The sequence below is a fragment of the Acidovorax sp. genome (genome assembly GCF_046294525.1).
Lineage (GTDB): Bacteria > Pseudomonadota > Gammaproteobacteria > Burkholderiales > Burkholderiaceae_C > Acidovorax.
This window is the reverse complement of record NZ_JBKBKQ010000024.1, coordinates 24,207-50,422: the sequence shown is the minus strand read 5'-3', so window position 1 is coordinate 50,422 and position 26,216 is coordinate 24,207. Positions and strand designations below refer to the sequence as shown.

At 67.2% G+C, this 26,216-nt stretch carries 25 protein-coding genes; 13 read left to right on the top strand and 12 right to left on the bottom strand.

The window, feature by feature from the left end:
- The first annotated feature begins 254 nt into the window (after window positions 1-254).
- A complete protein-coding gene (locus tag ACK4HJ_RS18605; protein WP_409834328.1) occupies window positions 255-1,397 on the top strand; it encodes a hypothetical protein in 1,143 nt (380 codons plus the stop codon).
- 33 nt (window positions 1,398-1,430) lie between these two features.
- Here ACK4HJ_RS18605 and ACK4HJ_RS18600 read toward each other — a convergent pair whose 3' ends face one another.
- Window positions 1,431-2,720, bottom strand: coding sequence for a lytic murein transglycosylase (locus ACK4HJ_RS18600; protein WP_409834326.1), 1,290 nt, complete (start codon window positions 2,718-2,720; stop codon window positions 1,431-1,433).
- A 148-nt stretch (window positions 2,721-2,868) separates the two neighbouring features.
- Between ACK4HJ_RS18600 and sbcB the strand changes: the two genes are divergently transcribed.
- The 3 genes from sbcB to ACK4HJ_RS18585 all read left to right on the top strand — a co-directional run bounded on the left by sbcB (window position 2,869) and on the right by ACK4HJ_RS18585 (window position 7,075).
- Window positions 2,869-4,314: an exodeoxyribonuclease I gene (sbcB, locus tag ACK4HJ_RS18595; protein WP_409834324.1), complete on the top strand. Its 1,446-nt coding sequence runs from the start codon at window positions 2,869-2,871 to the stop codon at window positions 4,312-4,314.
- 147 nt (window positions 4,315-4,461) lie between these two features.
- Window positions 4,462-5,709, top strand: coding sequence for a cystathionine gamma-synthase family protein (locus ACK4HJ_RS18590; protein ID WP_409834323.1), 1,248 nt, complete (start codon window positions 4,462-4,464; stop codon window positions 5,707-5,709).
- A gap of 37 nt (window positions 5,710-5,746) precedes the next feature.
- Window positions 5,747-7,075, top strand: a complete 1,329-nt coding sequence (locus ACK4HJ_RS18585; protein ID WP_409834321.1) for a protein kinase domain-containing protein — start codon at window positions 5,747-5,749, stop codon at window positions 7,073-7,075.
- A gap of 12 nt (window positions 7,076-7,087) precedes the next feature.
- Here the strand turns inward: ACK4HJ_RS18585 and ACK4HJ_RS18580 are convergent, their stop codons facing one another.
- Both ACK4HJ_RS18580 and ACK4HJ_RS18575 read right to left on the bottom strand, forming a co-directional pair.
- Window positions 7,088-8,458, bottom strand: coding sequence for an MATE family efflux transporter (locus ACK4HJ_RS18580; protein ID WP_409834319.1), 1,371 nt, complete (start codon window positions 8,456-8,458; stop codon window positions 7,088-7,090).
- Entirely contained in the window at window positions 8,451-8,921 is a 471-nt protein-coding gene (locus tag ACK4HJ_RS18575; protein ID WP_409834317.1) for a VOC family protein, read from the bottom strand. The genes ACK4HJ_RS18580 and ACK4HJ_RS18575 overlap by 8 nt, the downstream gene beginning before the upstream one ends.
- 80 nt (window positions 8,922-9,001) lie before the next feature.
- On the opposite strand from ACK4HJ_RS18575, the gene ACK4HJ_RS18570 reads away from it, so the two are divergent.
- Window positions 9,002-9,637 carry a TetR/AcrR family transcriptional regulator gene (locus tag ACK4HJ_RS18570; protein WP_409834315.1) on the top strand — a complete coding sequence of 212 codons (636 nt, stop codon included), beginning with the start codon at window positions 9,002-9,004 and terminating at the stop codon, window positions 9,635-9,637.
- 54 nt (window positions 9,638-9,691) lie between these two features.
- On the opposite strand, the gene ACK4HJ_RS18565 is transcribed toward ACK4HJ_RS18570, so the two are convergent.
- A complete protein-coding gene (locus ACK4HJ_RS18565; protein WP_409834313.1) occupies window positions 9,692-10,921 on the bottom strand; it encodes a nucleoside recognition domain-containing protein in 1,230 nt (409 codons plus the stop codon).
- A gap of 217 nt (window positions 10,922-11,138) precedes the next feature.
- Here ACK4HJ_RS18565 and ACK4HJ_RS18560 point away from each other — a divergent pair, with 217 nt between their 5' ends.
- The 5 genes from ACK4HJ_RS18560 to ACK4HJ_RS18540 all read left to right on the top strand — a co-directional run bounded on the left by ACK4HJ_RS18560 (window position 11,139) and on the right by ACK4HJ_RS18540 (window position 14,996).
- Window positions 11,139-11,852 carry a YebC/PmpR family DNA-binding transcriptional regulator gene (locus ACK4HJ_RS18560; protein ID WP_409834312.1) on the top strand — a complete coding sequence of 238 codons (714 nt, stop codon included), beginning with the start codon at window positions 11,139-11,141 and terminating at the stop codon, window positions 11,850-11,852.
- 86 nt (window positions 11,853-11,938) lie between these two features.
- The gene (locus ACK4HJ_RS18555; protein WP_409834310.1) at window positions 11,939-12,229 is read left to right on the top strand and encodes a DnaJ domain-containing protein; all 291 of its coding nucleotides are present in this window, start codon (window positions 11,939-11,941) and stop codon (window positions 12,227-12,229) included.
- A gap of 8 nt (window positions 12,230-12,237) precedes the next feature.
- Window positions 12,238-12,813, top strand: a complete 576-nt coding sequence (locus ACK4HJ_RS18550) for a hypothetical protein (RefSeq protein ID WP_409834309.1) — start codon at window positions 12,238-12,240, stop codon at window positions 12,811-12,813.
- 165 nt (window positions 12,814-12,978) lie between these two features.
- Window positions 12,979-13,740: a hypothetical protein gene (locus tag ACK4HJ_RS18545; protein WP_409834307.1), complete on the top strand. Its 762-nt coding sequence runs from the start codon at window positions 12,979-12,981 to the stop codon at window positions 13,738-13,740.
- The gene (locus ACK4HJ_RS18540; protein WP_409834305.1) at window positions 13,740-14,996 is read left to right on the top strand and encodes a hypothetical protein; all 1,257 of its coding nucleotides are present in this window, start codon (window positions 13,740-13,742) and stop codon (window positions 14,994-14,996) included. The genes ACK4HJ_RS18545 and ACK4HJ_RS18540 overlap by 1 nt, the downstream gene beginning before the upstream one ends.
- A 19-nt stretch (window positions 14,997-15,015) precedes the next feature.
- Here the strand turns inward: ACK4HJ_RS18540 and ACK4HJ_RS18535 are convergent, their stop codons facing one another.
- A complete protein-coding gene (locus ACK4HJ_RS18535) occupies window positions 15,016-15,891 on the bottom strand; it encodes a hypothetical protein (protein WP_409834303.1) in 876 nt (291 codons plus the stop codon).
- A gap of 212 nt (window positions 15,892-16,103) precedes the next feature.
- Here ACK4HJ_RS18535 and ACK4HJ_RS18530 point away from each other — a divergent pair, with 212 nt between their 5' ends.
- On the top strand, window positions 16,104-17,360 hold the full coding sequence (locus ACK4HJ_RS18530) for a GGDEF domain-containing protein (RefSeq protein ID WP_409834301.1): 1,257 nt from the start codon (window positions 16,104-16,106) through the stop codon (window positions 17,358-17,360).
- 160 nt (window positions 17,361-17,520) lie between these two features.
- Window positions 17,521-18,111: a DUF1569 domain-containing protein gene (locus tag ACK4HJ_RS18525; RefSeq protein ID WP_409834300.1), complete on the top strand. Its 591-nt coding sequence runs from the start codon at window positions 17,521-17,523 to the stop codon at window positions 18,109-18,111.
- A 184-nt stretch (window positions 18,112-18,295) separates the two neighbouring features.
- Here the strand turns inward: ACK4HJ_RS18525 and ACK4HJ_RS18520 are convergent, their stop codons facing one another.
- Window positions 18,296-19,564, bottom strand: coding sequence for an amidohydrolase family protein (locus ACK4HJ_RS18520; RefSeq protein WP_409834298.1), 1,269 nt, complete (start codon window positions 19,562-19,564; stop codon window positions 18,296-18,298).
- A gap of 129 nt (window positions 19,565-19,693) precedes the next feature.
- Between ACK4HJ_RS18520 and ACK4HJ_RS18515 the strand changes: the two genes are divergently transcribed.
- Complete coding sequence (locus ACK4HJ_RS18515; protein WP_409834296.1) at window positions 19,694-20,086, top strand: VOC family protein; 393 nt, start codon at window positions 19,694-19,696, stop codon at window positions 20,084-20,086.
- A 64-nt stretch (window positions 20,087-20,150) separates the two neighbouring features.
- Here the strand turns inward: ACK4HJ_RS18515 and ACK4HJ_RS18510 are convergent, their stop codons facing one another.
- The 6 genes from ACK4HJ_RS18510 to ACK4HJ_RS18485 form a co-directional block, all read right to left on the bottom strand.
- Complete coding sequence (locus tag ACK4HJ_RS18510; protein ID WP_409834294.1) at window positions 20,151-20,888, bottom strand: helix-turn-helix domain-containing protein; 738 nt, start codon at window positions 20,886-20,888, stop codon at window positions 20,151-20,153.
- A 14-nt stretch (window positions 20,889-20,902) separates the two neighbouring features.
- Complete coding sequence (locus tag ACK4HJ_RS18505) at window positions 20,903-21,376, bottom strand: hypothetical protein (RefSeq protein WP_409834292.1); 474 nt, start codon at window positions 21,374-21,376, stop codon at window positions 20,903-20,905.
- Complete coding sequence (locus ACK4HJ_RS18500; RefSeq protein WP_409834291.1) at window positions 21,373-22,296, bottom strand: ABC transporter permease; 924 nt, start codon at window positions 22,294-22,296, stop codon at window positions 21,373-21,375. Before ACK4HJ_RS18500 ends, ACK4HJ_RS18505 begins: the two co-directional genes overlap by 4 nt.
- 114 nt (window positions 22,297-22,410) lie before the next feature.
- Window positions 22,411-23,472: an ABC transporter permease gene (locus tag ACK4HJ_RS18495; RefSeq protein ID WP_409834289.1), complete on the bottom strand. Its 1,062-nt coding sequence runs from the start codon at window positions 23,470-23,472 to the stop codon at window positions 22,411-22,413.
- Window positions 23,473-23,590: 118 nt separating this feature from the next.
- Window positions 23,591-25,150, bottom strand: a complete 1,560-nt coding sequence (locus tag ACK4HJ_RS18490; protein ID WP_409834287.1) for an ABC transporter ATP-binding protein — start codon at window positions 25,148-25,150, stop codon at window positions 23,591-23,593.
- Entirely contained in the window at window positions 25,151-26,116 is a 966-nt protein-coding gene (locus ACK4HJ_RS18485; RefSeq protein ID WP_409834285.1) for a 5'-methylthioadenosine/S-adenosylhomocysteine nucleosidase, read from the bottom strand.
- Window positions 26,117-26,216: the final 100 nt, after the last annotated feature.

The following is a 26,216-nucleotide window of genomic DNA, read 5'->3' as shown; positions in this document are numbered from 1 at the left end:
ACCGTCCGTGTGACGGTCGGCTTATTTTTTGCTCTGCTCTCACTTTTATAGCTGCTCGCGCTTGCTGGAGAATCATCTGGATATCAGATGAGCCGGAAGGGAAAGCATGCAGGCGCGAGGTGCTGCGAATTTTTTAGCGGGTAACGACAAGGTCCACCACGCGGATACGTTTGTGAACAGTTCTGCACGGCGCCACCTGCCCGTGGCGCGGCGCTGCGATTCATACTGCGCGCTTTCTCCACGAAAGGCGCGCCATGACGCTGTCCCTTCCCCGAATTCACCCCGTGCAGCGCGTGCGAGCGGCGCGTCTTGCGAGCATCCAGCGCAGCATTGCCATCATCAGCCTGTGCGCCACGGTGGCGGCCTGTGGCGGCGGCGGGGGTGGCGAGTCAGAACCCGCACCCAGCCCGGCACCCGGGGCGCCCGCCCCCGCACCGGCTGCACCGGCCCCAGCGCCAGCGCCGGCACCGGTCACCGCCAGTTTCGGCGATCTGCGGGGCGCGTCACTCGGGGTGGGCGCGTCGTTGAACGGCGCAGTACCTTTTCCGGCTGACAACGCGTGGAACACCGATATCAGCACCCGCCCAGTCGATCCCAACTCCGACAACCTGATCGCCAGCATTGGCTTGGACCGCGGCCTGTTCCCTGACTTTGGCTCGGGCCTGTGGGAGGGCGCGCCCATTGGCATTCCTTACGTGGTGGTGCAGGGCAGCCAGCCGCGCGTGCCGGTGGTGTTTACCGACTATGGGGCCGAAAGCGACCCGGGGCCGTACCCCATCCCGCCCAACGCCCCCATCGAAGGCGGCCCGACCAGCACCGGCGACCGCCATGTGATAGTGATTGACCGCGACAACAACCGCCTGTACGAGACGGGCAACAGCTACCCGCAGCCGGACGGCAGCTGGCGCACCTCCGGCGGCGCCGTGTTCCACCTCGACAGCAATAACGTGCGGCCCACGGCGCAGCCGCGCTGGACCAGCGCCGACGCGGCCGGCCTGCCGATATTTCCGGGTCTGGTGCGGTATGACGAGGCGTCGCGCGGCCCGGGCGGCATCCGGCATGCGCTGCGCTTCACCGTCAGCCAGACCCGCCGTGCCTATGTGCCGCCTGCCACACACTGGGCCTCCAGCAGCACCCATGCCAACCTGCCGCCCATGGGCATGCGCGTGCGGCTCAAGGCCAGCTATGTGATCCCGGAGGGCTTCTCCGCCGAGAGCCGTGCCATCCTCACCGCGCTCAAGACGCACGGGATGATGGTGGCCGACAACGGATCCAACTGGTTCTTGAGCGGCGCGCCGGATGAGCGCTGGAACAACGACCGCCTCAAGTCCGAACTGCGGCAGGTGCTGGGCCGGCATTTTGAGGTGGTGCGCATGGACGGGCTGGTCACGCCCTGAGGGTTCATGCGCACAAGGTAAGCGCAGCGAAGTTCAGGGCTGCGCAGTCAGCCGCTCCAGCAGCTCGAGGGTCGGGTAGCCGTCCGCCACCACGCCCACGCTCTGCTGGTAGCGTCGCAGCCCCGCGCGCGTGGCGGGGCCGGCCACGCCGTCGGGCTTGCCGGTGTCAAAGCCGCGCTCGTTCAGCGCCGTCTGCAGGGTGCGTACCTGCTCACGCGACAGGGGCTGCAGGTCGCGCGGCCAGGCGGCTACCACGCCCGGCCCGCCGTCGATCTGTTGCGCCAGCAGCGCCACGCCCAGCGCGTAGTTCACCGCGTTGTTGTAGCGCAGCAGGGTGCGAAAGTTGGGTCCCACCAGAAAGGCGGGTCCGCGCGCGCCGGCCGGGGCCAGGATGGACGCTTCGGCCAGCGTGGGCAAGGTCTTCTGGCCCTCCACCGCCTGCACACCCTCTGCTGCCCACTGCGCCGCGCCCTGGCGCACGCTGAGCTCGGCCCGCGTGTAGTCAAAGTCCGCAGGCAGTCGCACCTCTGCGCCCCAGGGCTCGCCGCTGCGCCAGCCCGATCGGGCGAGGAAGTGCGCGGTGGATGCCGCCACGTCCGGGATGCTGCCCCAGATGTCACGCTGGCCGTCGCCGTCGGCATCCACCGCGTAGGCCAGAAACACCGTGGGCATGAACTGCGTGTGGCCCATGGCGCCGGCCCAGGAGCCCATCATGCGGTCGGCGCCGATGTGGTCCTGGTCCACGATGCGCAGGGCGGCCACCAGCTCGCCCTCTGCCCATGCGCGGCGGCGCCCCTCGTGGGCCAGCGTGGCCAGCGCGTCCACGGTGCGGAAGCTGCCAAAGTTCTGCCCATAGTTGCTCTCCAGGCCCCAGATGGCCGTCAGTACCGGCGCGGGCACGCCATAGCGCGCGGCGGCGGCGTCCAGCGCGGCCTGGTGCTCGACCCGCTTGGCCTGGCCGTTGGCAATGCGCTGGGGCGAGGCTGCGCTGTCCAGGTAGGCCCATGGCGGGCGTGTGAACTCGGGCTGGGCGCGGTCCAACTCCACCACGCGGGGCAGCCATTGGGCTTGGCCCAGCACGTCGCGCAGGGTGTCCGGGCGGATGCCTGCGGCCAGCGCCTGCTGGGCGAAACCGGCGCGCCAGGCTGCAAAGTCTGCCCGCTGCTGGGCATCGGCAGAAGCGGGAGGGGGCGTGGAACTGCTGGGGGCTGGTGTCGAAGTGGCTGGGCCGGGTGCGCTGGCCGATGCGCAGCCCGACAGGGCCAGCGCTGCTGCCAGCGGCCACAGTGCGGGGCGGCGAAGGCGGGGGGTGAATGCAGACATGGGTGCATTGTCCCGTGCCCGCCCATGTCCCCTGTGTCTGTGTGTTGCACTATGTTTTTGATAGCTGCTAGCGCTTGATGGATATGCGCTAGAGGCCAAAAAGACTTCAAAACAGGTTACATTTGATGGCTGTTCTCGCCCGTTCGCCATGCACGCACATACCTTCCTCTGGCACGACTACGAAACCTTTGGCGCCAACACGCGGCGCGACCGGCCCGCGCAGTTTGCCGCCATCCGCACCGATGCCCAGCTGAACGAGATCGGCGATCCGCTGATGCTCTACTGCCAGCCGGCCAACGACTACCTGCCGGACCCGCAGTCCTGCCTCATTACCGGCATCACACCCCAGCTGTGCCTGGAAAAGGGCCTGCCCGAGCACCAGTTTGCCGCCCGCATCGAGGCCGAGTTTGCCCAGCCCGGCACCATCGGCGTGGGGTACAACACCATTCGGTTTGACGACGAGATCACGCGCTTCATGTTCTGGCGCAACCTCATCGACCCGTATGCGCGCGAGTGGCAAAACCAGTGCGGCCGGTGGGATTTGCTGGATGTGGTTCGCATGACCTACGCGCTGCGGCCCGACGGTATCCAGTGGCCCAAGAAGGAAGACGGCACGCCCAGCTTCAAGCTCGAACACCTCTCCAAAGCCAACGGTCTGGTGCACGAGGCCGCGCACGATGCGCTGTCGGACGTGCGCGCCACCATTGCGCTGGCACGCCTCATCCGCCAGCACAACACCAAGCTGTTTGACTTTGCGCTCAGCCTGCACAAGAAGGACCGCGTGGCCGCGGAACTGCGGCTGCCCGCCACCTCGGCCACCGCACGGCCCTTTTTGCATGTCTCCGGCATGTTCCCAGTGGAGCGTGGCTGCCTGGCCGTGATGTGGCCTCTGGCCAGCCACCCCACCAACAAGAACGAGCTGATCGCCTGGGACCTGGCCCAAGACCCGCGCGAGCTGGCCACGCTGAACGTGGACGACCTGCGCCTGCGCATGTTCACCCGCGCGGCCGATTTGCCCGAGGGCGTCACGCGCCTGCCCATCAAGACCATCCACCTCAACAAGTCGCCCATGGTGGTGGGCAATGTGAACACGCTCACACCCGCGCTGGCGCAGCGCTGGGGCATCGACCTGGCCCAGGCGGCGCAGCACGCCGAGGTAGCGCGCAGCCTGCCCGACATGAGCGGCATCTGGCCGGCGGTGTTTGCGCGCCCTGCAGAGCCCGCGCTGGACGTGGACCAGGACCTGTACGGCGGATTTGTGGGCAACAACGACCGCCGCCGACTGAACGACCTGCGCACACAGAGCGGCGACAAGCTGGCCCAGGCGCGCGCCAACTTTGACGACCCGCGCCTGGCCGAGCTGCTGTGGCGCTACCGGGCGCGCAACTTTCCGCAGACGCTGTCACCCGATGAGCAGGAACGCTGGGAGGCCCACCGCGCTGCCTGCCTGTTTGACGGGCATGGCGGGGCGCGCACGGTGGAGCAACTCTTCACCGAAATCGACGAACTCTCGGAGACGGCCGACGACGAGCGCACGCAGGATATTTTGGGCGCCTTGTACGATTACGCAGAACACATCGCACCGGAGCGGTAGCCCCCTAAGGCGCTGCGCGCCTTCCCCCGGAGGGGGACGCACCCGGTGGCTTGGCAAAGCCCGTTCCATGGGTGCACTGGCATTCGGGCGCGCCAGTAGTGATCGCCCCGTCTTGTAAGTAGCCACGCAGAAACAGCGCAGATTTTTATGACGACACCGCAGATCCACAGTTTCACCACCCAGATCGTGCACGCAGACCGCCTGGGCGGCGCCGAGCAAGGGGCCATCCACAAGCCCATCCACACCTCGGTTCAGTACGGCTACGAGAAGGTCGAGGACCTGATCGCCGTCTTCCAGGGCACGGCCAAGGGCGGCTTCAACTACGCGCGCCAGGGTACGCCCACCACGGCGGCGCTGGAGGCCAAGATCACGCAGATGGAGCGCGGGCACGGCTCCATCGTGTTTTCCACCGGCATGGCGGGCATCTGCGCGGTGTTCCTCACGCTGCTCAAGGCGGGCGACCATCTGGTGGCCAGCCAGTTCGTGTTTGGCAACACCAACAGCGTGTTCGGCACACTGGCCGACCTGGGCATTGAAGTGACCACGGTGGATGTGACCGATGCGGCCAAAGTGGCCGCCGTATTGCGCCCCAACACCCGCATGGTGTTTGTCGAAACCATTGCCAACCCCGGCACGCAGATCCCCGACCTGGAAGGCATCGGCGCGCTGTGCCAACAGCGTGGCGTGCTGTATGTGGTGGACAACACCGTGGCTTCGCCATATCTCTTCCGTGCGGCCACCGTGGGCGCGGGGCTGGTGGTCAACTCGCTCACCAAAAGCATTGGCGGGCAGGGAGCGGCGCTGGGTGGCGCCGTAACCGACACAGGCCTGTTCGACTGGTCCAGCTACCCCAACATCTTTGCGGCGTACCGCAAGGGCGACGCCAAGGGCTGGGGCCTGCAGCAGCTGCGCAAGAAAGGCCTGCGCGACATGGGCGGCACCTTGTCGTCCCATGCGGCCCAGCAGCTGGCCCTGGGCGCCGAAACCCTCAGCCTGCGCATGGACCGCACCAGCGCCACGGCCCTGGCGCTGGCCCGCTTTCTGGAGGGGCATCCTGCCGTCTCGCGCGTGTTGTACCCCTTGCTCGAATCCCACCCGCAGCACGCGTTTGCGCGCAAGCACCTCAAGGCAGGCTCCTGGCTGCTGTCGTTCGAGTTGCGTGATGCGGGCCAGTGCCTGCCCGTGTGCAACCGGCTTCAGCTGCCCATCAAGGCCACGGGCCTGGCGGACAGCCGCACGCTCATCATCCCCGTGGCCCACACCATCTTCTGGGAGGCTGGCCCCACCGTGCGTGCCGCCATGGGCATTGCTGACGGCATGATCCGGCTCTCGGTGGGCCTGGAAGAAGTGGACGATCTGCGCGCCGATTTCGAGCAGGCGCTTGCCGGAGCCTGACCCTCGCCCGCCCCACATCTGACCCGGGAGCCCCGCCATGGCCACAGCCACCTCCGCACCGCCCGCCAATATCGGCAAATACCGCATCGAGCGCGAACTGGGCCGCGGGGCCAGCGGCATTGTGTATTTGGGCCTCGACGGCTTTCGGGGCCGCAAGGTTGCCATCAAGCAGACGCACGCCCACCTGCTCAAGCAGCCTGAGCAGGCCGATCGCTACCGCAAGCTACTGCGCAACGAGGCCGCCTTGTCCGGCCGCCTGCGTCACCCCAACATCGTGCGCCTGCTCGACGCCGATGAAGAGGCTCTGCCCCCGTACCTGGTCCTCGAATACGTGGACGGCCAGCCCCTGTCGGCCTTTGCCACGCCCGATGCTTTGCTGCCCGTGCCCCAGGTGCTGGACATCGCCTTCAAATGCTGCAACGCCTTGGACTACGCCTGCCGCGAAGGTCTGGTGCACCGCGACATCAAGCCCGCCAACCTGATGCTGGCGCGCGATGGCGACGTGAAACTGACCGACTTTGGCGCCGCCCTGTCACTGCGCAGCGACGCCACACGGCTGTCGGGCCTGGTGGGCTCGCCCTCGTACATGTCGCCCGAACAGGTGCGCGAGCACGACCTCACCCACCACAGCGACATGTTCTCTCTGGCCGTGGTGGTGTATGAGCTGCTTACCGGCCGCCGCCCGTTTGATGGCGACACCGACTTCGCCACGCTGTACAAGATCAGCAACGAAAATCCCACACCCCCCAGCCTGCTGCGCGCATCGCTGCCCCAGCATGTCGACGAGGTGCTGCTGCGCGCGCTGGCCAAGCAGCCCGCCGACCGGTTTGTCACCTGGGACGCATTTGCCCAAGCCCTGCTGGCCGCCCACCAAAGCCTGCCGCGCCAGCGCTCGCAAGACACCGAAGCCGAGCGTTTCGCCGCCCTGCGCGCACTGCCGTTTTTTGCCGACTTTCACGACGTCGCGCTGTGGGAGCTGATGCGCCTTGGCAGCTGGCGCCGGCTGGAGCAGGGCACGGTGCTGATGCGCGAGAACACGCCGGGCGACTCTTTTTGCATCCTCATCGAAGGCCAGGTGGCCGTCAGCCGCCAGGGCTGGAACCTCAGCACCCTGGGCCCCGGCGTGACACTGGGCGAGATGACCTACCTGCGCCCCGACAACCGCATCCGCACCGCCACCGCCGTGGCCGAAACCGAGGTGCTGGTGCTCAAGGTGCGCAACCCCGCGCTGCGCGAGGCGTCGGAGGATCTGCAGTCGCGCTTTGACAAGGCGTTCATCAAGCTGCTGGTGGGGCGGTTGATTGCGACCAATGAGCAGCTGGCCGAGTGGGAACTGGTGGCTGCGCCCGCTGCGGCGCCGGATTGACAGGGGCGCGCTTCACGGCATGGCCCGCCGCTCCGGCAGTTGCCTGCGCAGCACCCACCGCAACCGTGCATGGAACGCCACCGCCAGCACCACACTGAGCAGTGCCGCAGCCGCCCAGCCGCCCCGGGCGCCCCATCCCAGGGCCGGGATACCCGGCGCCAGCGAATCCAAGGACAGCCATGCCGCCAGCGGCAGGAACAGCGCAAACGAGCACAGCGTGTTGATGGCACTGGCCCAGCGCACGTCGCCCAAGCCCCGCAGGGTGAAGGCGCTGCCCAGGTTGATCGCGTCAAACACCTGGTACGCGGCCACGATCCAGAGCAGCGAGGTGGCCAGGGCCAGCACGGGCTGGGCCTCCGGCCCCGCATCGCCCAGCAGGGCTGCCAGCAACTGCGGCCCGGCCAGGGCCATGGCGGCACCGACGAGCAGCATCCAGCCCGCCATCAGCCACAAGGTGGCATGAACCAGGGGCTGCACGCGCCGCCAATCACCTGCCCCTGCTGCATGGCCGATGAGGCTGGTGCAACCCGTCGCCAGCCCCAGCGCGGGCCAGAAAGCCAGGCCCGTCAGCGACAGCAACAACAGCGTGGCGGCGCCCTCGACAGGGCCGATGTGTGACATCAGGAGCTGGAACACCGCAAACGCGAGGACATCGGCCGAGGCCGCCACCCCGATGGGCACGCCCAGGCGGCACAGCGCCAGCACCTGCGCCCACAGGGCCGACAGGCGGGGCAGCGGCCCGGCACCGCCGTGCGCAGCGGCGGCGAGCCCCACGGCCAGTCCCACCAGGCTTGCCAGTGTGGAGGCATGGGCGGCACCCGCCAGCCCCAGGCCCTGGTCAAAGATCAGCCACTGGTTGAGCGGCACGTTGGCCACCGCCGCTGCCAGGTTGGCCCACAGGCTGCCCAGGGTGCGCCCCATGCCGCTGAGGTAGCTGGTCACCGCGAAAAGCGCCACCACCGCAGCGCCGCCCGCCATGCGCGGCTGCCAATAGAGCACGGCCTGTTCGGCCGATGCGGCTGGCAACTGCCACAGTGTGAAAAGCTCCGGCCCTGCCCACGCCAGTGCGGCAAAGCAGGGCAGGGTGAGCCCGGCAGCCGCCAGAGCGGCGCTCAGCCAGGACCAGGCCGCGCGTGGCTGGCCAGCGCCCACGGCGTTGGCCACCGGCATCTGCACGGCGAACGCAACGCCACCCAGCAACACAAACACCGCCAGGTTCAGAAAGGTCTGCGCGCCCAGTCCCGCCAGCGCATGAGCCGAGATGCGGCCCGCAAACCAAGTGTCGGTGAAACCGATAACGGCCTGCAGCGAATACGCGACGATCAGCGGCCACGCGGTGGCCCACAGCGCGCGCACCGGGCCGGGTGCGCTGGGATCAGCCATGGCCTGCACCGGCATCGCCCGCCAGATAGGCGTCCCAGAAACCCTCGGCAGGCGCGGCCTGCTCCACGATGTCCAGCACCAGGCCCGAAGGGTCGCGCACTTGAAAACGCACCTGGCCCCAAGGCTCGTGCTGCACGGGGTAGGCGATGTCCACGCCGGCTGCGCGCAGGCGGGCTTCTTCCCGGCGGGCGTCGTCCACCTGCAAGGTGAGCAGCAGGCCTAGGCCGCTGAAAGCCTCCGGCCCCGGCGGGCGCGAGGGGTGGTCAGGCGCCATGAAGGCGATGGACACCGTGCCGCCTTCGGTGCTGCCGCGCGACAGCAGCACGAACCACGAAGCCTCGAAGACCACTTCAAACCCCAGGTGCTGCTGGAAGAAGTCGCGCGAGGCCTGCACCGTGGCGGTGGTAACCAGGGGATAGGCGGAGGTCAGTTGCGATAAGGATGCGGGTTTCAACGTTGGCATGGCGGCTCCTGTTGCGGTGGGTTGTGAATCGGGTACATACTGTCTGTATGTTCAATTAAATATAGATACGTACAGTCTGTATGTCAACAGGAAAATCCATTTCTGATGCGCCGCCGGGCAACCGGCGGCTGGAGCAGGGCGCCCAATCGCGCACCCGGCTTGTCGAGGCGGCCCGCGCGCTGTTCGAACAGCACGGCTATGCCAGCACCTCCACCGAAGCCCTACTGGCGGCCACCGGCCTCACGCGGGGCGCGCTGTACCACCACTTTCGGGACAAGAAGGACTTGTTTCTGGCGGTGTGCGAGGCAGTGCATGCGGATCTGAGCGGGGCCATCGACGCTGCGGCCGACCCCCACGCGCCACCCCTGGATCAGCTCCTGGCCGGTGCCATGGCCTGGATCGACGCCATAGCGCAACCCGGCCCGCGCCAGGTGCTTTTGATCGACGGCCCCTCGGTGCTGGGCGACCTGGCCTGGGCCGAGTTGGATGGCCGCCATGGCTACCAGCAACTGCGCGCGGTGGTGGCGGAACTCCTTGGCTCCCAAGGCAGATTCAGCGCCCTGCAGGTGGACGCCTGCGCCACGGCCCTGAACGGCTCCATCAACGAACTGGCCCGGTGGCTTGCGCGCCAGCCCGCGCCAATGCAGTCCGATGCCCGCAATGCCGCCGCCGCAGCGCTCGCGGCGTACGGCGCCGGGTTGGTCAATTACTATTGATTTGATAGCTGCCAGCGCTTGTCCACCAAGTGCTAGAGGCCGATTTGGCTTGAATTATCCAAAGAACCGGTAGCACACCACGATGGCAGCCACCACGCCCGCCAGCTCGGCCAGCATCGCGCAGCCCACGGCGTGCCGCGCGCGTTGGATGCCCACGGCCCCAAAGTACACGGCCAGCACGTAGAACGTGGTTTCGGTGCTGCCCTGGATGGTGGCGGCGGCCAGGGCGGCAAAGCTGTCCACGCCCTGGGTCTGCATGGTCTCGATCAGCATGGCGCGCGCCGCGCTGCCTGAGAACGGCTTGACCAGGGCGGTGGGCAGGGCGTCCACAAACCGGGCGTCGGCGCCCAGCGTGGTTACGCACCAGCGGATGCCGTCCAGCACATAGCCCAGCGCGCCCGAGGCGCGGAACACGCCCACGGCACACAGCATGGCCACCAGGTAGGGCAGCAGGCCCTTGGCCACGTCAAAGCCTTCACGGGCACCTTCGATGAACGCCTCGTACACCGGCACCTTGCGCCACGCGCCCAAGGCCACAAACAGCACGATCAGCGCAAACAGCGTGAGGTTGCCCAGCAGTGACGACAGGGATGCGAGCGCGGCGGCGCTGAGCGTGGTCAGCAGCGCCATAAACCCGGCCAGTACCAGGGCCACCGGCAGCAGGTAGGCCAGCACCACGGGGCTCCACAGCGGCAGGCGCTGCACCACGGCCACACTCAGCAGCCCCACCAGGGTGGACGCGGACGTGGCGAGCAGAATGGGCAGGAAGACCAGCGTCGGGTCGGGCGCGCCCTGCTGCATGCGGTACATGAAGATCGTGACCGGCAGCAGCGTGAGCGAGGACGCGTTGAGCACCAGAAACAGGATCTGCGCGTTGGTGGCGGTGTCAGGCTCGGGGTTCAGCTCCTGCAGCGCCTTCATGGCCTTGAGGCCGATGGGCGTGGCCGCGTTGTCCAGCCCCAGCGCGTTGGCCGCAAAGTTCATGGTGATGAGCCCGAGCGACGGGTGGCCGCGCGGCACCCCGGGCATGAGTCTGGCAAACAGCGGCGCCAGCCAGCGCGCCAGGGCGTCCACCAGGCCCGCCTTCTCTGCGATGCGCAAGAACCCCAGCCACAGCGTGAGCGTGCCAAACAGCAGCACCATCACCTCGACCGAGAGCTTGGCCATCTGGAACAGGGCCTGCACCATGGCCGAGAAGATCTCGGCGTTGCCACCCACCAGCCACTGGGCCAGCGCGGCCACGGCTGCTGTGATGAAGAAACCGAGCCACAGGGTGTTGAGCATGGGAGAGATTCAGAGGCGAGGGCGCCCGGCGGGCAGGCTGCCGAGATTACACGCTGGCCCCATCGGGTACCGCGCACGGGTACCGCGTTGGGCGCCGCCACGGCAGCATCAGGGTTGTCTGCACGGGGTGACTGCCCCTTGGCGGGTAAACTATAGGGTTTTGCCGCGCGGAGCGACCCACGGCAAACATCCTCCCAACACACACAAAGGTAACCCCATGGGCGCGCAGTGGAAAGCAAAAGGCAAGGCCCAGGTGGCCGATGCCAAGGGCAAGCTGTTTGGCAAGCTGGTCAAGGAAATCACCGTGGCCGCGCGCGGCGGCGCCGACCCTGCCAGCAACGCCCGCCTGCGCCTGGTGGTCGAGCAGGCCCGCAAGGCATCAATGCCCAAGGAGACGCTGGAGCGTGCCATCAAGAAGGGCTCCGGCACGGGCGCCGACGCCGTCAATTACGAGCGCGTGATCTACGAAGGCTTTGCCCCCCACCAGGTGGCGGTGATGGTCGAATGCCTGACCGACAACGTGAACCGCACTGCCCCTGAAATGCGCGTGCTGTTCCGCAAGGGCCAGTTGGGCACCTCGGGCTCGGTGGCGTGGGACTTCAACCATGTGGGCATCATCGAGGCCGAGCGCGCCAACGCCGATGCCGACCCCGAGCTGGCGGCCATCGAAGCCGGTGCGCAGGACTTTGAAGCGGGCGACGAAGAAGGCACCACCGTCTTCTGGACCGAACCCACCGACCTGGACCTGGTGAGCCGTGCACTGCCTGCCCACGGCTTTACGGTGCTGACCGCCAAGCTGGGCTACAAGCCCAAGAACCCCGTCAACCCCGCCAACCTCACGGCCGAGCAACTCGAAGAAGTCGAAAGCTTCCTGGCAGCCATCGATGGCAACGACGACGTGCAAAACGTGTTTGTGAGCCTGGGCAGCTGATGCACGGTTGACACGCGGTTGATGCACGGCCGCAGGCCCCTGCGGCCTGCGCCACCGCCACCGGCTTTCACACCACCCACCATTCAATGACTGCAGACCACTACGCCGCCCTCGGGCTGGCGGCCAATGCGTCGCTGGCCGACATCAAGAAGGCCTATCGCCAGAAGGCCGCCTTCTACCACCCCGACCGCAACGACGCGCCCGACGCTGCCCAGCGTTTTGCCCAGGTGCAAAAGGCGTACGAGGTGCTGTCCGACGACGAGGCGCGCCAGGCCTACGACGACAACCGCCGCCGCAACCTGCTGGACGACCCGCTGCAGACCGCGCAAGAGATCTGGCAGGCCTATTCGGCGCGCATTCTTTCTCCTTCTTCCTGATCGCTTCTGTGAAACTTTCTCCCTACTTTCATGACCTGCGCTCCGCCTACCAGGCCGAGCTGGACGACCTGGTCTCCGACTCCGAAGGCAAGGATGTGCTGCGCAAGCGCCTGGCAGAGAAGCGCAACGAGATCGCCTTTTTGGTGCAGATGATGGAGCTGGCCCCCGAGATGGTGGCCGTGGTGTTTCACCGGGGCTTTCGCTTCACCAAACCGGCCGCTGTCGAGCAACTGCTGGGACTGCCCGTGGATGCCTTGCCCGACTGGCACAGCCTGACCCACGCCGTGGCGCTGGAGCCCTGGGCGCAGAGCCTGGCGCAGACCGTGCTGCGCGAGCCCCAGGGAGCGCGCTTCATGGCCGTTGCGGCGGGGCTGGAGTACCTGCAGCACCACGCACACATGGCGCCCGCATCGGCCGCGCATGGCGACAGCGATGCCGAGGACGACGGTGAAGACGCCGCCGAGCACGACGACGACTACAGCGCGTTGAGCGCAGACGACGCTGTGGACCCGCAAAACAGCCGTACGCGCGAAGAGTCCAGCGCCAACTGGTTGGCCGATGTGGGCTTTGACCGGAAAGAATGAACCACCCCCTGAGTCGCTTTCAGCGCCTTCCCCCTCTCCTCCGGGAGGGGGACGCACCCGGTGGCCTGGCAAAGCCAGCTCCACGGGTGCACTGGCTTGGGCCACGCCAGTTCCATCGGACTGCGCGTTTTGCCTGGCAATGTGGAAAATCAAGAAGGAATATGCATGAGTGACCGCAACCACCTCGCCCTGATCACCAAGACCACCAGCCTCATTGCGGCCGGTGACATCGTGGGCGCCGAATCGGCCCTGGCCGAGCTGGCGGATGCCGAAGGCGACAACGCACTGATGGTGGTGCTGGACCAGCTCGCGCCCAAGGACATCCTGGCCGTGATGCGCGAGTACGACGACTCCAAGGCGTCCGTTGTCAACATGCTGGTCACGCCCGAGCAGTTTGCGCGCGCCATGGTGCTGGAAAAGCAGTACAAGGACCTCACCCACACCCACCTGCGCAATATGGTCAACGCCGTGGTCTTCCGTGACGATGCCGACCCGGTGGAGTTCCTCACCGCGATTGGCGACCTGGAAGGCGGCGCCGAGGCCCTGGCCAACTACTTTGCCGAGAAGTGGAGCCGTGTGGAGGCCTTTGCCCGCACCGGCACCTTTGACGCGACCGAAGACTACGGCGTGACGCTGAGCGACGACGAGCTGCTGGCATCCGGCTACGTGCAGCCGCGCGTGGACCAGGACGAGGTGGCCGACCGCGACTGGATGCAGATGGCCTGGCTGCTGCGTTACGAGTGCCGCGACCTGTTCATCGAAATGCTGCTGGTGCTGCGCGCCAAGGCCCGCGCCTTTGACCTGGGCCTGGAAGAGGGCGACGAAGTGCCCGCCGAGGAAGACGATGGCAAGTTCGAGACCAGCGAAACCGACCGGGGCAAAGCCACGCCTGCCGCACGTGGTTCCGACGAAGAATCCGCGATTTGATGATGTCCCAAAGCTCGGCCCTGCAACTCCACGACGCCCGTCCTTTCTTTGAAAAGGCGCTGGTGTACGGCGTGCAGCACGGCATCCTCGATGCGGACCGGCTGGCGACCATCAATACCGATGCGCCCAAGGGCATGGTGCAGATTGCGCGCTACTTTGGCAGCGAATTCTTGCGGCCCGAGCTGGAAAAAGCGCGCGACCGCATGGTCAACCTCATCAGCCTGTACCTGCTGGAGACCACGGGCGGCGACCTGGCCAAGGCGGCGGTCTCGCTGCGCGACAACTCCTTTCTGTCGCGCTCCAAGGGCGGCTCCGACATGCTCAAGCGGCTGATCGCCATGCCCGAGAGCAGCAACTTCGGCATGGCCGGCTATGCGGATGCCGAAACGCCGCTGCTGGCCGCGTGGTCGCTGCGCAGCCATGCCGACTACCGCGCCGAGCTGGCCCGCCGCAGCCAGATTGCGCAGGCCATTGCCGCCGCCGAGTGGCTGGCCGAGCAGTACGACCTGGACACCGACGAGTTGGAGTCCGCCGGCGCGGACGCCGAGGCCGTGGTCCGCACGGGCCTGCTGATGCAGGCCCTGGCCCCGCAGGCCATGGCGGCTGGCGAGTGGCCCAGTGCACCGGCGTTTGAAAAGCTGGTGACGGGCCTACGCAAGAAAAAGCTGCCCGTGGCCACGGCGCTGCGCCTGCCGCCCGGGCTGCCCCAGACGCTGCACGATGCCGTGGCGGCGCACTGCAGTGCCGTGCTGGCCGATCTGCCCAAGCTGCTGCAGTCCACCACGCCGCTGCGCAACCTGCTGCGGCCCATGGCGGCGTTTCGCGCACGCTACTTCTTGCTGGACGACCCGCTGGCCGAGGTGGAGGCCCTGCACCACAACCTGGACGCGCTGGAGGAAGACGCCGAGCCGCCCCAGCCCGCCAGCAAGACCTGGCTCAAGACCACCGATGGCAACGACGACGAACATTCGCTGCTCACGCTGTTCCTGTGCCTGGCGGCGGGTGTGCCCAAGAAGACCTTGCTGACGGAGAAAACCGCCGCCAGTCTGGTGCGCAAGGCGCGCAAGTCCGGCCTGCAGCCTGCGCTGGCAGCCGAGTTCATCCGCGCGCATGCGCCCGGCGTGCACCAGCAGGACTACCTGGCGCTGTGGGCCAGCTTTGTGCAGGACGCGGAAAAGACCTTGCTCAGCGACATGGACTACCAGATGCACGATGCGCTGGCGCTGCTGCGCCGGGAATGCAACGTGCAGGGCTGAGCATCGCTGCGGGGGCAGGCTACTGCTGGGCTGCCGGTGGGGCCACAGGCTTGCCGGATTCGTCCACCACCATCTCCCGCAGACCGTCCCAGTCCGCCCTTCTCACGCGAAACGGCGCCGTCGTACCACTGCGAAGGGCCCCGGTGACTTCTGCAAAAGCGAGGTGGTAGCGGCCCTCGCCCACCCGCTCCATCAGGAAATGGTGGTGGGGGGCGATGTAGACCTCACGCCGGGCGATGCAGTCGGGCGCCAGGTCGGCCGTGCACAGGCGCACCCAGAGCCCCTCACTGCCGGGGTTGCGCAGCATCAGGTAGGCATTGCCGCCATGGGCCTCCGTTCTCAGGCCTGGCAAGGGGCCGCTGGTGGCGGGCCATTCGCCGCGTGGGTTGGCTTCGCTCTTGCCGTGGGGGTAGCGCAGCGTCGGCGTTTCGGCCGGCGGGGGCTGTGCAGGCGCGGCAGCCTTCACGGCGGACGCGCTTTGCCTGGCCGCGTCGGTGGCACCCACAAAAAAGGAGCCCACCAGCACATACAACGAGCAGATCACCGCCCAGAACGTGAAAGCGCCATAGCTGGTGAACGAGGAGGCCCTTGACCCCCTGCCTGCCCAGCGGTCCGTGAAGACCCCCATCACGTCCCGGCCGGTCAGCGCATAAAGCAGCCAGCAAAGCCCTGCCGCCGCCCAGAGCCCGCCCCATACCCAGGGCGTGGCTAGCTCCTGGTACAGGCCCGCCAGCAGGATTTGTGGCAACAGGAAGATCAGGTCTGCCAGCGCGGCCTCGGCCCGGGCGGCGGGGCTGCCCAGCAGCAGGGCCATCAAGAGCAGTGCGGTGCGCGATAAAGCCATGGCGGGGGCGGTGTAGAAAGTGGAGGGGGCAGAGGCCGTCGCAGTGGTCAAGCGGACTCCGAGCGTATCGCACCCGCGCGCGTGCGACTCGCCCAGCAGACGGGGGGTTGCGCCGGGCCATCGCGCGCCAGTTGTGCGCGTTTTTGCTGTCTGCCAGCAGCAAGCGCTCGGTTAACATGCCGTGTCCCGCCGCTCGTCCCCCACCGCGCACCGTTTGTCCACCGCGGTCCGCCCCTAGAACCCCGCCTACCGGCATTCGCTTTGTGCACAGTCCCACCCTGATCATTCTTGCGGCCCTTTTGTCGGCGCTGGTCACCGTCGTTCTGTTCGCGGTGTGGTTCTTCAACCGCCACATCCCCGGCTTGCGGATGTGGGTCCTGGCATTTCTCAGCAGCTCGGTGTTCAGTGCCAGCCTGCTGGCGCGCGATTGGGTGCCCGAGCCGATCTCGGTCGTGGTCGCGCAAATCAGCCTGACATTGACCGGCTACCTGTGCTGGATGGGCAGCCGCGCCTACATGGGCCGCTCGCCGCCGCCGCACGGCGTGGCGGCATTGGCGCTGGCAGTGTTGTCGGCAGTGGCCGTGTACTTTACGGTGGAGCAGCCCAACCCCGGCGCGCGGTTCGTTCTGCTGGGGCTGATGGCGGGCGTCTGCTTCATCCTCACGGCGCGCACGCTGGCCCACGGAGGCTTCCGGCGCGTGCCGGCGCGCTACCTGTTTGCGGCCACCGTGGGCGCGCACGGCGTGTTCGTGCTGGTGCGGCCCTTGGCCTTTGCGCTGGTCATGCCTCAGCAGCCAGCGGAAGGGGCTCTGCTGGCCGCGCTGTCGTACATCGTGGTGCTGGAATCAACGGCGGCGCTGGTACTTATCGGCTTTGGCGCGGTGATGCTGACCAACGAGTTCATCACCAACGAGTTGCGGCACCTGGCAGAGGTGGACCCGCTGACCAACGTGTTCAACCGCCGCGCGTTCCTCACGCTGCTGCACAAGGCCATCAGCAGCGCCCAGCGCACGCAGAAGCCGCTGCCCGTGCTGGTGCTGGACCTGGACCACTTCAAACAGATCAACGACACGCGCGGCCACCAGGGCGGCGACGACGTGCTGCGGCACTTTGTGCGACTGGCCCTGCGCTGCCTGCGCAAGGAAGATGTGATGGGCCGCCTGGGCGGCGAAGAGTTCGGCATCTTTTTGCCCAATGCCGACGGCGCTGGCGCCCTGGCCGTGGCGGAGCGCCTTCGCGCATTGGTGGAGAGCACCCCGGCCCGCGCGGGTGCGGGGCAGCCAGTGTGCGTGACAGTGAGCATCGGCGTGACGCTGTCGGGCCCGGCGGACGCGCCCGACACCGCCCTGCAGCGGGCCGATGAAGCCATGTACCTGGCCAAGCAATACGGGCGCAACCGCGTGCAGATGCGCGTGGCGGACTCATCCAACGTACACCTTGTCGGCGATGCGAAGGACACCGCCCCACCGCCGGGCGCGCGCGCGGCAGATGCGGCCGAGGGCGTTGTGTCGGGTGGTTGACGGTGGGGCGGCCCGGCCGTCCCGCACAATCTGCGCGCCCCGGTGCTTGCGCGCCTTCCCTCTCTCTAGCCCGACCTGGAGCTTGCTGAAAACAAGCCTTATCCGCATGGCGATCCCTCCACCCGGCGCTTCCCCGTCCCCAGCTTCTACTTCGGTGCGGGTGTCCGCAATCCCATCGCCCGCCACGTCGCGCCGATCGTTCCTGCGTTCGGGCGCCGGCATAGCGACGGCGGGGGCTGCCGTGGCAGCGGGCGGCGGCTACTACCTGCTGCACCGGCCTGCGCGCGACCGGCAACTGGTGTTGGGTCGCATCAGCGACGCCATGGCCGAGGTGGAGCGCCTGTCTGCGGGCGTGGTGCAGCCGCTGGACGCCGCCACGGCCTGGAGCTGGGCGCAGACGCTTGAGCATTGCGCGCAAAGCATCGAGTTTTCGCTGCAGGGCTTTCCTGCGCACAAGTCGGCCCTGTTTCAGAACACGTTGGGCTCGGCCGCATTGGCGGTGTTTGCTTGGCGCGGCCGAATGAGCCACAACCTGGCCGAACCCATCCCCGGTGCCCCTGCGCTGGACGCCAACGCTTCGGCGGAGGGCGCACTGGCCCGCCTGCGCCAGGCGGTGCAGGACTTTGGGGCCCATACCGGGCCGCTACAGCCGCACTTTGCCTACGGCGCACTCAGTCGTGCGCAGTACGAGCAGGCGCATGCGATGCACTTGGCAAACCACCTGTCGGCCTTTGATCTTGCAGCGGCTTGAGCTATAGATTTAATAGCTGCTAGCGCTTTCTGGTAAAGCGCTAGAGCCGTTTTTGACTATTTTTTTGACAGAATCGCAGGACGGGTTGGCGCAGCGTAGGCCGACGGGCGACAGAGCGGAAGATGTCGGGTTAGGCCCTGCGGGCTAACCCGACCTACGGATGTGGGGTGGTGGCAGCGGCCTACTACAAGAAACTCACGCTTCCCGGCCGCCCCGGCAGGTGCAGCTGCGCAGTGGGCGCGGGCTGGCTAGCCACCCGCTGGCCGCGCCGCCACACGCCCAAGCGCGCCGCGCGCAGGCGAATGGCGTCCACCGGGTTGCGGGCGTGCAGCAGCACAAAGTCGGCATGGCAACCTGGGGCGATGCCGTAGCACTCCAGCCCCAGCAGGCGCGCGGGGTTCACCGTCACAGCATCAAAGCACTGGCGCATGGCGGCCTGGCTGGTCATCTGGCCCACATGCAGGCCCATGTGTGCTGCCTCCAGCATGTCGGCGCTGCCGCCGCTGTACCAGGGGTCGAGCACGCAGTCGTGGCCAAAGGCCACCGTGAGGCCCGCGGCCATCAGCTCGGGCACGCGGGTCATGCCCCGGCGCTTGGGGTAGGTGTCGTGGCGGCCCTGCAGGGTGATGTTGATGAGCGGGTTGGCTACCACGCCCAGGTCGGCCTCGGCCATCAGGGGGATGAGCTTGCTCACGTAGTAGTTGTCCATGCTGTGCATGGAGGTGAGGTGCGAGCCCGTCACACGGCCGTGCAGGCCCAGGCGCTGGGTTTCAAAAGCCAGGGTTTCGACATGGCGCGAGTGCGGGTCGTCGGATTCGTCGCAGTGCATGTCCACGCGCTTGCCGCGTTCGGCGGCCAGCTCGCAGAGGATCTTCACGCTCTCGGCCCCCTGGGCCATCGTGCGTTCGAAGTGAGGAATGCCGCCCACCACGTCCACGCCCATATCCAGAGCCCGTTTCAGGTTGTCGAGCCCGCCCGGCGCGCGCAGCACGCCGTCTTGCGGGAAGGCCACGAGCTGCAAATCCAGGTAGGGCGCCACGCGCTGTTTCACATCCAGCAGGGCCTGCACGGGCAGCAGGCTGGGGTGGCTCGTGTCCACGTGGCTGCGAATGGCCAGCAGTCCGCGCGCCACGGCCACGTCGCAATAGCGCAGGGCGCGCTCTACGATGGCCTCGTGCGTCAGCGTCGGCTTGAGCTCGCCCCACAGTGCAATGCCTTCGAGCAGCGTGCCACTCTCGTTCACGCGCGGCTGGCCGTAGCTCAGGGTCGAATCCATATGGAAATGCGCATCCACAAACGGTGGGCTCACCAGCAGGCCACCTGCGTCCACCGTTTCGCGCGCCGACGCTTGCAGGCCTTCGGTCACTTCGGTGATGCGGCCGCCCTGCACCGCGATGGACATGTTCTGGCGGCCGTCGGACAGGGTGGCGTGGGTGATGAGCAGGTCGAGCATGGCGTGGGTCTTGTGGGTCAGGCTAGGTGTCGGGTTTTTTCAAGACGTGAGCGGGCTCTGCGCCTAAGCTCTGGGTCTCGTTTTGTGCATCAACGATTCAGTGCATCCATTCTTACAAAGGCAGCTCCCATGCAATTTGGCTACACCATTCTCTATGTCGAAGACGTTCCCAGAACCATCGCTTTTTATGAAGCTGCCTTCGGCTTTGCTCGCCGCTTTGTGCACGAGGCGGGCGACTATGGCGAGCTGGACACCGGAGCCACCGCACTGGCCTTCTCGTCGCTGCGGCTGATGTCCGAGCTGGGCAAGAACCCGCAGCGCGCGTCGGCCAATGCGCCCAGTTTCGAGATCGCGTTCACCACGCCCGACGTGGCAGCCGCTGTGCAGCGCGCGGTGGATGCCGGTGCGCGCCTGGTGCAGGCGCCCGAGCAGATGCCCTGGGGTCAGACCGTGGCCTATGTGGCGGATATCAACGGGGCGCTGGTGGAGCTGTGCACACCTGTGGCGCCCCCAGCCGCTTGACCTGTGGGGATCACTTTGGCGCTGGCAGCGTCGCCCCGTCACCAGCGCCAAATTCATACAAGAATCAGCCATAGCCCGCCTGCGCCACCGTGGCCAGCAATTGCGGTGTGCCGCGCAACGACGCAGGTGTTTGCCCCAGCCAGCGCAGGCAATCGCGGCTGAAGTGCGCCTGGTCGGCATAGCCGTGATCCGCCGCAATTTCGGCCAGCGATTGCGCAGTGCCCAAGGCCTGTGCTGCTCTGCGCACGCGGGCCAGGGCGCGCCAGAAGCGTGGCGTTTGACCGGTGGTACGTTGGGTCAGGCGCTCCAGGCTGCGCTCTGAGACTCCCAGGCTGTGCGCCGCCGCGCCTACGGTGCGGCAATGCGCCAGCGAGCGGAGCGCTTCTTGCGCACGCGGGTCCGCGCGGGTGTGCTGGTCGATGGCTTCAAGCAACAAGGCTTCCGGCGCCGTTGTGCCATCACCGGCCAAGCTGAAGGAGGGCCGCCCTGCGCGGTGCTGGGCTTGCTGCCAGATAGCTTGTGCAGACCTCAACAACGCTGGCGCGTCAATGCGGGTGCCCGGTACAAGGCGAAAGCCCAGCCATTGTTCGCCCGCACGCCCCGGCACGACCATTGCGACATCGGCCAGTGCAGAGATATGCCAGGCAGACTGGCCGCGCGCATTGGTATGCAGGATGAGGTCGCTGCAGCCATCGGGCAACACCGTGGTGGGGTTGGCGTCGGTGGTGTCGAACTGCCAACGCGCCAGCACCGTGGCTGGCAACACGGGTGGTGCGATGGGATGAAGCTGCGTGGCGGGCATGGTCGTCAGGGGGCTCAACGCCTTTGGTTGGTGCGAAAACGCACATCGCCTGGCTTGTGCCCTGCATCGATGGTGATGCGGAACGCACGGTCTCCATGGCCGGACTCTGCCCGCGCGGTAAAACGAATGCCTCGGCGCGTGGCCTGGCAGTTCATTTGGCTCAGCGTGAGGGAGGCGTGGTCGTTGTTGATCTGCGCAAAGCTCTCGGAATGGACCTCGGTGGCACTGTCGGTGCCGTCGCGCACGATCCACTGCAGGTACAAGAACGACTGCGCGTAGCGTGTGGCGTGCACGATGCGATACATGCCGCGGCTTTCTCCGGGCTGGTCGGGCGCGGGCCACTGGCCACAGACCTTGATCCAGTCCACATCGGGTGCAGTGGCAAAGGACTCATACGGCATGTCCATGCCCAGCGCGTGGGCCTGGCCCGCGCACGCCAGCAGGGCCGGGGGCAGCCAACGGGTCAAAGTTTGCGGAACCAGTTTCATCGCTCTCCCTTGCGATACGGCTTCATCAGCGCCTGCGGATACGCCGCCTTGCGCGCCACCAGCACCAGCGCCAGGATCGACAGCAGGTAGGGCAGCATCAAATACACCTGGTACGGCAGCCATGCATCGCCCGCCTGCTGGAGGCGCAGCTGCAGTGCATCAAAAAACGCAAACAGCAGCGCACCCAGCAACGCCTTGCCGGGGCGCCACGACGCAAACACCACCAGCGCCACGCAGATCCAGCCCCGGCCGTTGATCATGTTGAAGAAGAACGCGTTGAACGCCGACAGCGTGAGGAACGACCCCGCCACGCCCATCAACGCAGAGCCCGCAACGATGGCGCCCGTGCGTGTGGCCGCCACCGAGATGCCCTGGCCTTCGGCCGCCTGCGGGTTCTCGCCCACCATGCGCACAGCCAATCCCAGCGGTGTGCGCAGCAGCACCCAGGCCAGCAGCGGCACCAGCAGAAGGGCCAGCAGCGTGAGTGGCGTCTGTGCCGACAGGATCGGAATGCCCAGCCACTCCATGGGTGCAAACGGTTCGATCGTGGGCGGCGTGTTCACCTTGGGGAAGCTCACGCGGTAGCCGTAGTAGCTCAGCGCCGTGGCCAGCAGCGTGATGCCCAGCCCCGACACATGCTGCGACAGCGCTAGCCCCACCGTGAGCCATGCGTGCAATAGCCCGAAGACAGCGCCCGTAAGCGCTGCCACCAGCACCCCGGTCCACAGTCCATGGCCTGCGTACACCGTGAGCCAGCCGGCGAAAGCCCCGGCCACCATGATCCCTTCAATCCCCAGGTTGAGCACCCCGGCGCGTTCGCACAGCAAAACCCCAAGCGTGCCCAGGATGAGCGGGGTGGCCACGCGCAGTGTGGCGATCCAGAACGCGGGGTTGGCGAGGATGTCGAGCAGTTCTGTCATGTGCTCGCCTCAGTGCTGGTTACTTTGATTTTGATAGCTGCTAGCGCTTGATGGATAAGCGCTAGAGGCCAATTTGGCATGAAATTCTGGTGCGCGTGCTTGTTCATGGTGCCCTCATTTCCACCGCACACGGTATTGCGTGAGAAGCCCGGCGACCAGCACCGCAATGAGCGACGTCGCCACGATCACATCGGCAATGTAGGTGGGCACGCCCACCGCGCGGCTCATGCTGTCCGCCCCCACCAGCACACCCGCCACAAAGGTGCCCGCTGCGATCACGCCCAGCGGGTGCAGCCCCGCCAGCATGGCGATCACGATGCCGCTGTAGCCGTAGCCCGGCGACATGTCCAGCGTCACATAACTGGTGCGGCCCGCCACCTCGATGGCACCGGCCAGCCCCGCCAGCCCGCCCGAGAGCAGGGCGACCAGCACGACGGTGCGCGTGATGGGCACACCGGCAAACGCGGCAGCCCGCGCATTGGCCCCAGCGGCGCGGATGTCAAACCCCGGCACCGTGCGCGCCAGCAGCGCCCACAGAATGACCGCCAGCGACACGGCCCACAGCAGCCCCGTGTGCAGCCGCGTCTGTGGCACCAGCTTGGACAGCTCCAAGTCGCCTTGCAGAGCCACGCTTTGCGGCCAGCCCATCGAGAGCGGGTCTTTCATCGGGCCATCGAGCAGGGCCGACACCAGCAGCAACATGATGAAGTTGAGCAGCAGGGTGGTGACGACCTCGTCCACCCCCAGCCGCGCCTTCATCAGCGCCGGTCCCAGCAGCAGCGCGGCCCCGGCGAGGGCTGCCGCCAGCATCATCAGTGGGAAGAGCACATAGGGCGACCACTCCAGTCCCGTTCCGCCGTGCATGCCACCCACGGCCACGGCGGCCAGCGCCCCGGCGTAGAGCTGCCCCTCGGCCCCGATGTTGAACAGCCGCGCGCGGAAGGCCATGGCGGCCGCCAGCCCGGTCAGGATCAGCGGCGTGGCGCGGGTGAGGGTTTCGGTCAATGCGAACACCGAGCCAAAGGCGCCTTGGAGCAGCAGCGCATAGGTCTGCCCCACGGGCGCGCCGGCCCACAGCACCAGCACGGCGCTGATGAGCAAGGTGAAGACCACCGCGCCCACCGGCGCCAGCACATAAGCGGCGGGGGAGGTGTGGTTGCGTTTTTCGAGTCGCATGAAGGATCGTTCTTGTTGTGTGGCTTCTCTAAATCCGTTCACGCTGAGCTTGTCGAAGCGCCGCGCAAGGCTTCGACAAGCTCAGCCCGAACGGTTGGGGGAGACGGCGGTCCATGGCTCACTCGTGAACAGCTCCAGCCATCGCCAGGCCGATGGCTTCGCGCGTCCAGTCTTCAGCGCGTCGTGCCTCGCTCAGTTGCCCGTCGTGCATCACGGCCACGCGGTCGCCCAGCGCCAGCACTTCGTCCAGGTCGTCGGAGATCAGCAGTACGGCGGCTCCTGCATCGCGTGCATTGATGAGCTGCTGCTGCACGAACATCACCGCCCCAATGTCCAGCCCCCAGGTGGGCTGGTGCGCGACGATGAGTTGAGGTGCGGGGGCCGAGTTGTCGGCCGCGTCCTGTGGCGGCATCAGCGCCCGGCCCAGGATGAGCTTTTGCATGTTGCCGCCCGACAGCGATCGGGCGGGGGTATCCGGCCCGCCGCCGCGTACGTCAAAAGTCTCGGCCACGCGTTGCGCATGCTGGCGCGCGGCGCGGCGCTTGACCCAGAAGGCGCGAAACCACGGGTGGGCAAACCAGGGGCCGCGCAGGCGTTCGGACACCGCGTTTTCCCACACGGGCAGGTCGCCCACCACGCCCACCGCATGCCGGTCTTCGGGGATGCGGGCCACCCCTTGGCGGACCAGCCAGGCCGGCTGTGCCCACAGTGGCTCGCCGCGCAAAGTGACCTGGCCAGCGGTGGCCGCGCGCACCCCGCACAGCACATCGGCCAACGCGACCTGCCCGTTGCCGCTGACGCCCGCAATGGCCACGATCTCGCCTGCGCGCAGGGTCAGGGACGCCTCCCGCAGCCGGTCGCGCCCCGTGGGCGCGGTGCTCACCTGGCTCAGCGTGCAGACGGGTCCGCCCACGTGCTGCGCCGGGCGGCGCTCTGCCGCTTCGATCGCGTGGCCCACCATCCATTGCGCCAGCTGCGCTTGCGTGGTGCCCTGCGCAGGCGCCTCGGCTACCAGCTTGCCCTGGCGCAACACAGCCACGCGGTGCGATACGCGCAGCACCTCGCCCAGCTTGTGGCTGATGAAGATGATGGACAGACCCTGCGCCACCATCTGCGCCAGGGTGTCAAACAGCGCCTCGCTCTCCTGCGGCGTGAGCACGGCGGTGGGTTCGTCCAGGATGAGGATGCGCGCGCCGCGGTAGAGCGCCTTCAAGATTTCAACGCGCTGGCGCTCGCCCACCGAGAGGCTGCCTACGCGGGCATCCGGGGCGACCGGCAGGCCAAATTGCTGCGACACGGCCAGCAGCCTGGCGCGCGCCTCGCGGCGGCGCGAGAAAGGCTGCCACAGCGGCTCGGTGCCCAGCAGCACGTTGTCCAGCACCGTGAGGTTGTCGGCCAGCGTGAAGTGTTGGTGCACCATGCCAATGCCCGCCGCCAGCGCAGCACGCGGCTGGCCCGGGGGCAGGGGCTGGCCGAAGACTTCGATGTGGCCTTCATCCGCCACGTAGTGCCCGAACAGGATGGACATCAGCGTGGACTTGCCCGCACCGTTTTCGCCCAACAGGGCCAGCACTTCGCCGCGCGCCAGGGTCAGGCTGATGCTGTCATTGGCGATCAGCTTGCCGAAGCGTTTGGTGATGCCCGAAAGGCGCAGGACGGAAGCCGTGGACTCTGTCATTTACTTCCAGCTGGCCAAAAACGCCCGCAGCACCTTGGCCGAATTGGCCGCTGCCAGGCCCATGAAGGTGCCCATCTCGTTCTCTCCCTCGCCCCCGCCCGCCAGATCGCTCAGAGAACGGAAAGCGATGTAGGGCACACCATTGCTGTGCGCCACCATGGCGGTGGCGGCGGTTTCCATGTCGAGCACGTTGGCCTCGAAGGTCTTGAACGCGTATTCGCGGAAGGCCTTGTTATCCACAAAGGCCTGCCCCGATACGCCGTTGCCGCCCACCACCAGTTGTGGGCGCTGCTTCAGGCAGTTGGCGGCCACGCAATGCTCCAGACCTACGTTCTGCAGGCTGCGGGCGGTGGCCAGCATCTTGGGGTCGGCCTCAAACCAGAACTTCTTGGTGAGCTTGGGGTTGGCGGCGGATCGAACCTCCACCGGACGCGGGTGCATCATGCCGAAGGCGGGCATGGTCAGCTCGCTTTTCATCCAGGCTGGGGCGGAGTATTGGCCGGGCTTGTCCTCGCGCGCCATCAGCCATTCCATGTACTGGCCCCACTGTGCGGGCACAGTCACGTCGCCGATGTGCAGGCCGGGGTTGACACCGCCTGCAATGCCGCTGAAGACCACATGGCTCACGTTGAAGCGGTCCAGCACCAGCTGCGTGTTCATGGCCGCGTTGGTCATGCTGATGCCGGAGAGGAACACCACCACAGGCTTGCCCTCCAGCGTGCCGGTGGTGAATTCCACGCCGTTGATGCTGTGTTTGGTGGGCTGCTGCACCTGGGGCAGCAGCACGGTCAGCTCCGGCGCAAAGGCGGAGATGACGGCGATGCGGGGCGTGTCGTCCAGCCGCACCGCCGTATTGCCGGGCGCGGTGGCGGCACAGCCTGCGACCACGGCGGCAAGGGTGAGGGCGCCCAGCAGGCGTGTGCACCGGGAGATCAGGGAGGGCTTGGCGGCGGAGAGGGATTGCATGGGTGTGGTTGCCTCGTCAAAGAAAAACAGCGGTGCGCAGTCAACGCGAAAAAACAAACAGGCCACCGCTTTGCTGGGGTGGCCTGTGCACAGAAGTTGA

Coding starts and splice junctions, on each gene's coding strand:
- ACK4HJ_RS18520 (WP_409834298.1), bottom strand. CDS start 19,564: ATGCTCGACCTGCTCATCACCCACGCCACCCTGTCCGACGGCCGCCAG.
- ACK4HJ_RS18560 (WP_409834312.1), top strand. CDS start 11,139: ATGGGCGCGCAGTGGAAAGCAAAAGGCAAGGCCCAGGTGGCCGATGCC.
- ACK4HJ_RS18585 (WP_409834321.1), top strand. CDS start 5,747: ATGGCCACAGCCACCTCCGCACCGCCCGCCAATATCGGCAAATACCGC.
- sbcB (WP_409834324.1), top strand. CDS start 2,869: ATGCACGCACATACCTTCCTCTGGCACGACTACGAAACCTTTGGCGCC.
- ACK4HJ_RS18500 (WP_409834291.1), bottom strand. CDS start 22,296: ATGACAGAACTGCTCGACATCCTCGCCAACCCCGCGTTCTGGATCGCC.
- ACK4HJ_RS18580 (WP_409834319.1), bottom strand. CDS start 8,458: ATGGCTGATCCCAGCGCACCCGGCCCGGTGCGCGCGCTGTGGGCCACC.
- ACK4HJ_RS18485 (WP_409834285.1), bottom strand. CDS start 26,116: ATGCAATCCCTCTCCGCCGCCAAGCCCTCCCTGATCTCCCGGTGCACA.
- ACK4HJ_RS18490 (WP_409834287.1), bottom strand. CDS start 25,150: ATGACAGAGTCCACGGCTTCCGTCCTGCGCCTTTCGGGCATCACCAAA.
- ACK4HJ_RS18545 (WP_409834307.1), top strand. CDS start 12,979: ATGAGTGACCGCAACCACCTCGCCCTGATCACCAAGACCACCAGCCTC.
- ACK4HJ_RS18540 (WP_409834305.1), top strand. CDS start 13,740: ATGATGTCCCAAAGCTCGGCCCTGCAACTCCACGACGCCCGTCCTTTC.
- ACK4HJ_RS18510 (WP_409834294.1), bottom strand. CDS start 20,888: ATGCCCGCCACGCAGCTTCATCCCATCGCACCACCCGTGTTGCCAGCC.
- ACK4HJ_RS18590 (WP_409834323.1), top strand. CDS start 4,462: ATGACGACACCGCAGATCCACAGTTTCACCACCCAGATCGTGCACGCA.
- ACK4HJ_RS18495 (WP_409834289.1), bottom strand. CDS start 23,472: ATGCGACTCGAAAAACGCAACCACACCTCCCCCGCCGCTTATGTGCTG.
- ACK4HJ_RS18515 (WP_409834296.1), top strand. CDS start 19,694: ATGCAATTTGGCTACACCATTCTCTATGTCGAAGACGTTCCCAGAACC.
- ACK4HJ_RS18575 (WP_409834317.1), bottom strand. CDS start 8,921: ATGCCAACGTTGAAACCCGCATCCTTATCGCAACTGACCTCCGCCTAT.
- ACK4HJ_RS18565 (WP_409834313.1), bottom strand. CDS start 10,921: ATGCTCAACACCCTGTGGCTCGGTTTCTTCATCACAGCAGCCGTGGCC.
- ACK4HJ_RS18505 (WP_409834292.1), bottom strand. CDS start 21,376: ATGAAACTGGTTCCGCAAACTTTGACCCGTTGGCTGCCCCCGGCCCTG.
- ACK4HJ_RS18605 (WP_409834328.1), top strand. CDS start 255: ATGACGCTGTCCCTTCCCCGAATTCACCCCGTGCAGCGCGTGCGAGCG.
- ACK4HJ_RS18600 (WP_409834326.1), bottom strand. CDS start 2,720: ATGTCTGCATTCACCCCCCGCCTTCGCCGCCCCGCACTGTGGCCGCTG.
- ACK4HJ_RS18570 (WP_409834315.1), top strand. CDS start 9,002: ATGTCAACAGGAAAATCCATTTCTGATGCGCCGCCGGGCAACCGGCGG.
- ACK4HJ_RS18555 (WP_409834310.1), top strand. CDS start 11,939: ATGACTGCAGACCACTACGCCGCCCTCGGGCTGGCGGCCAATGCGTCG.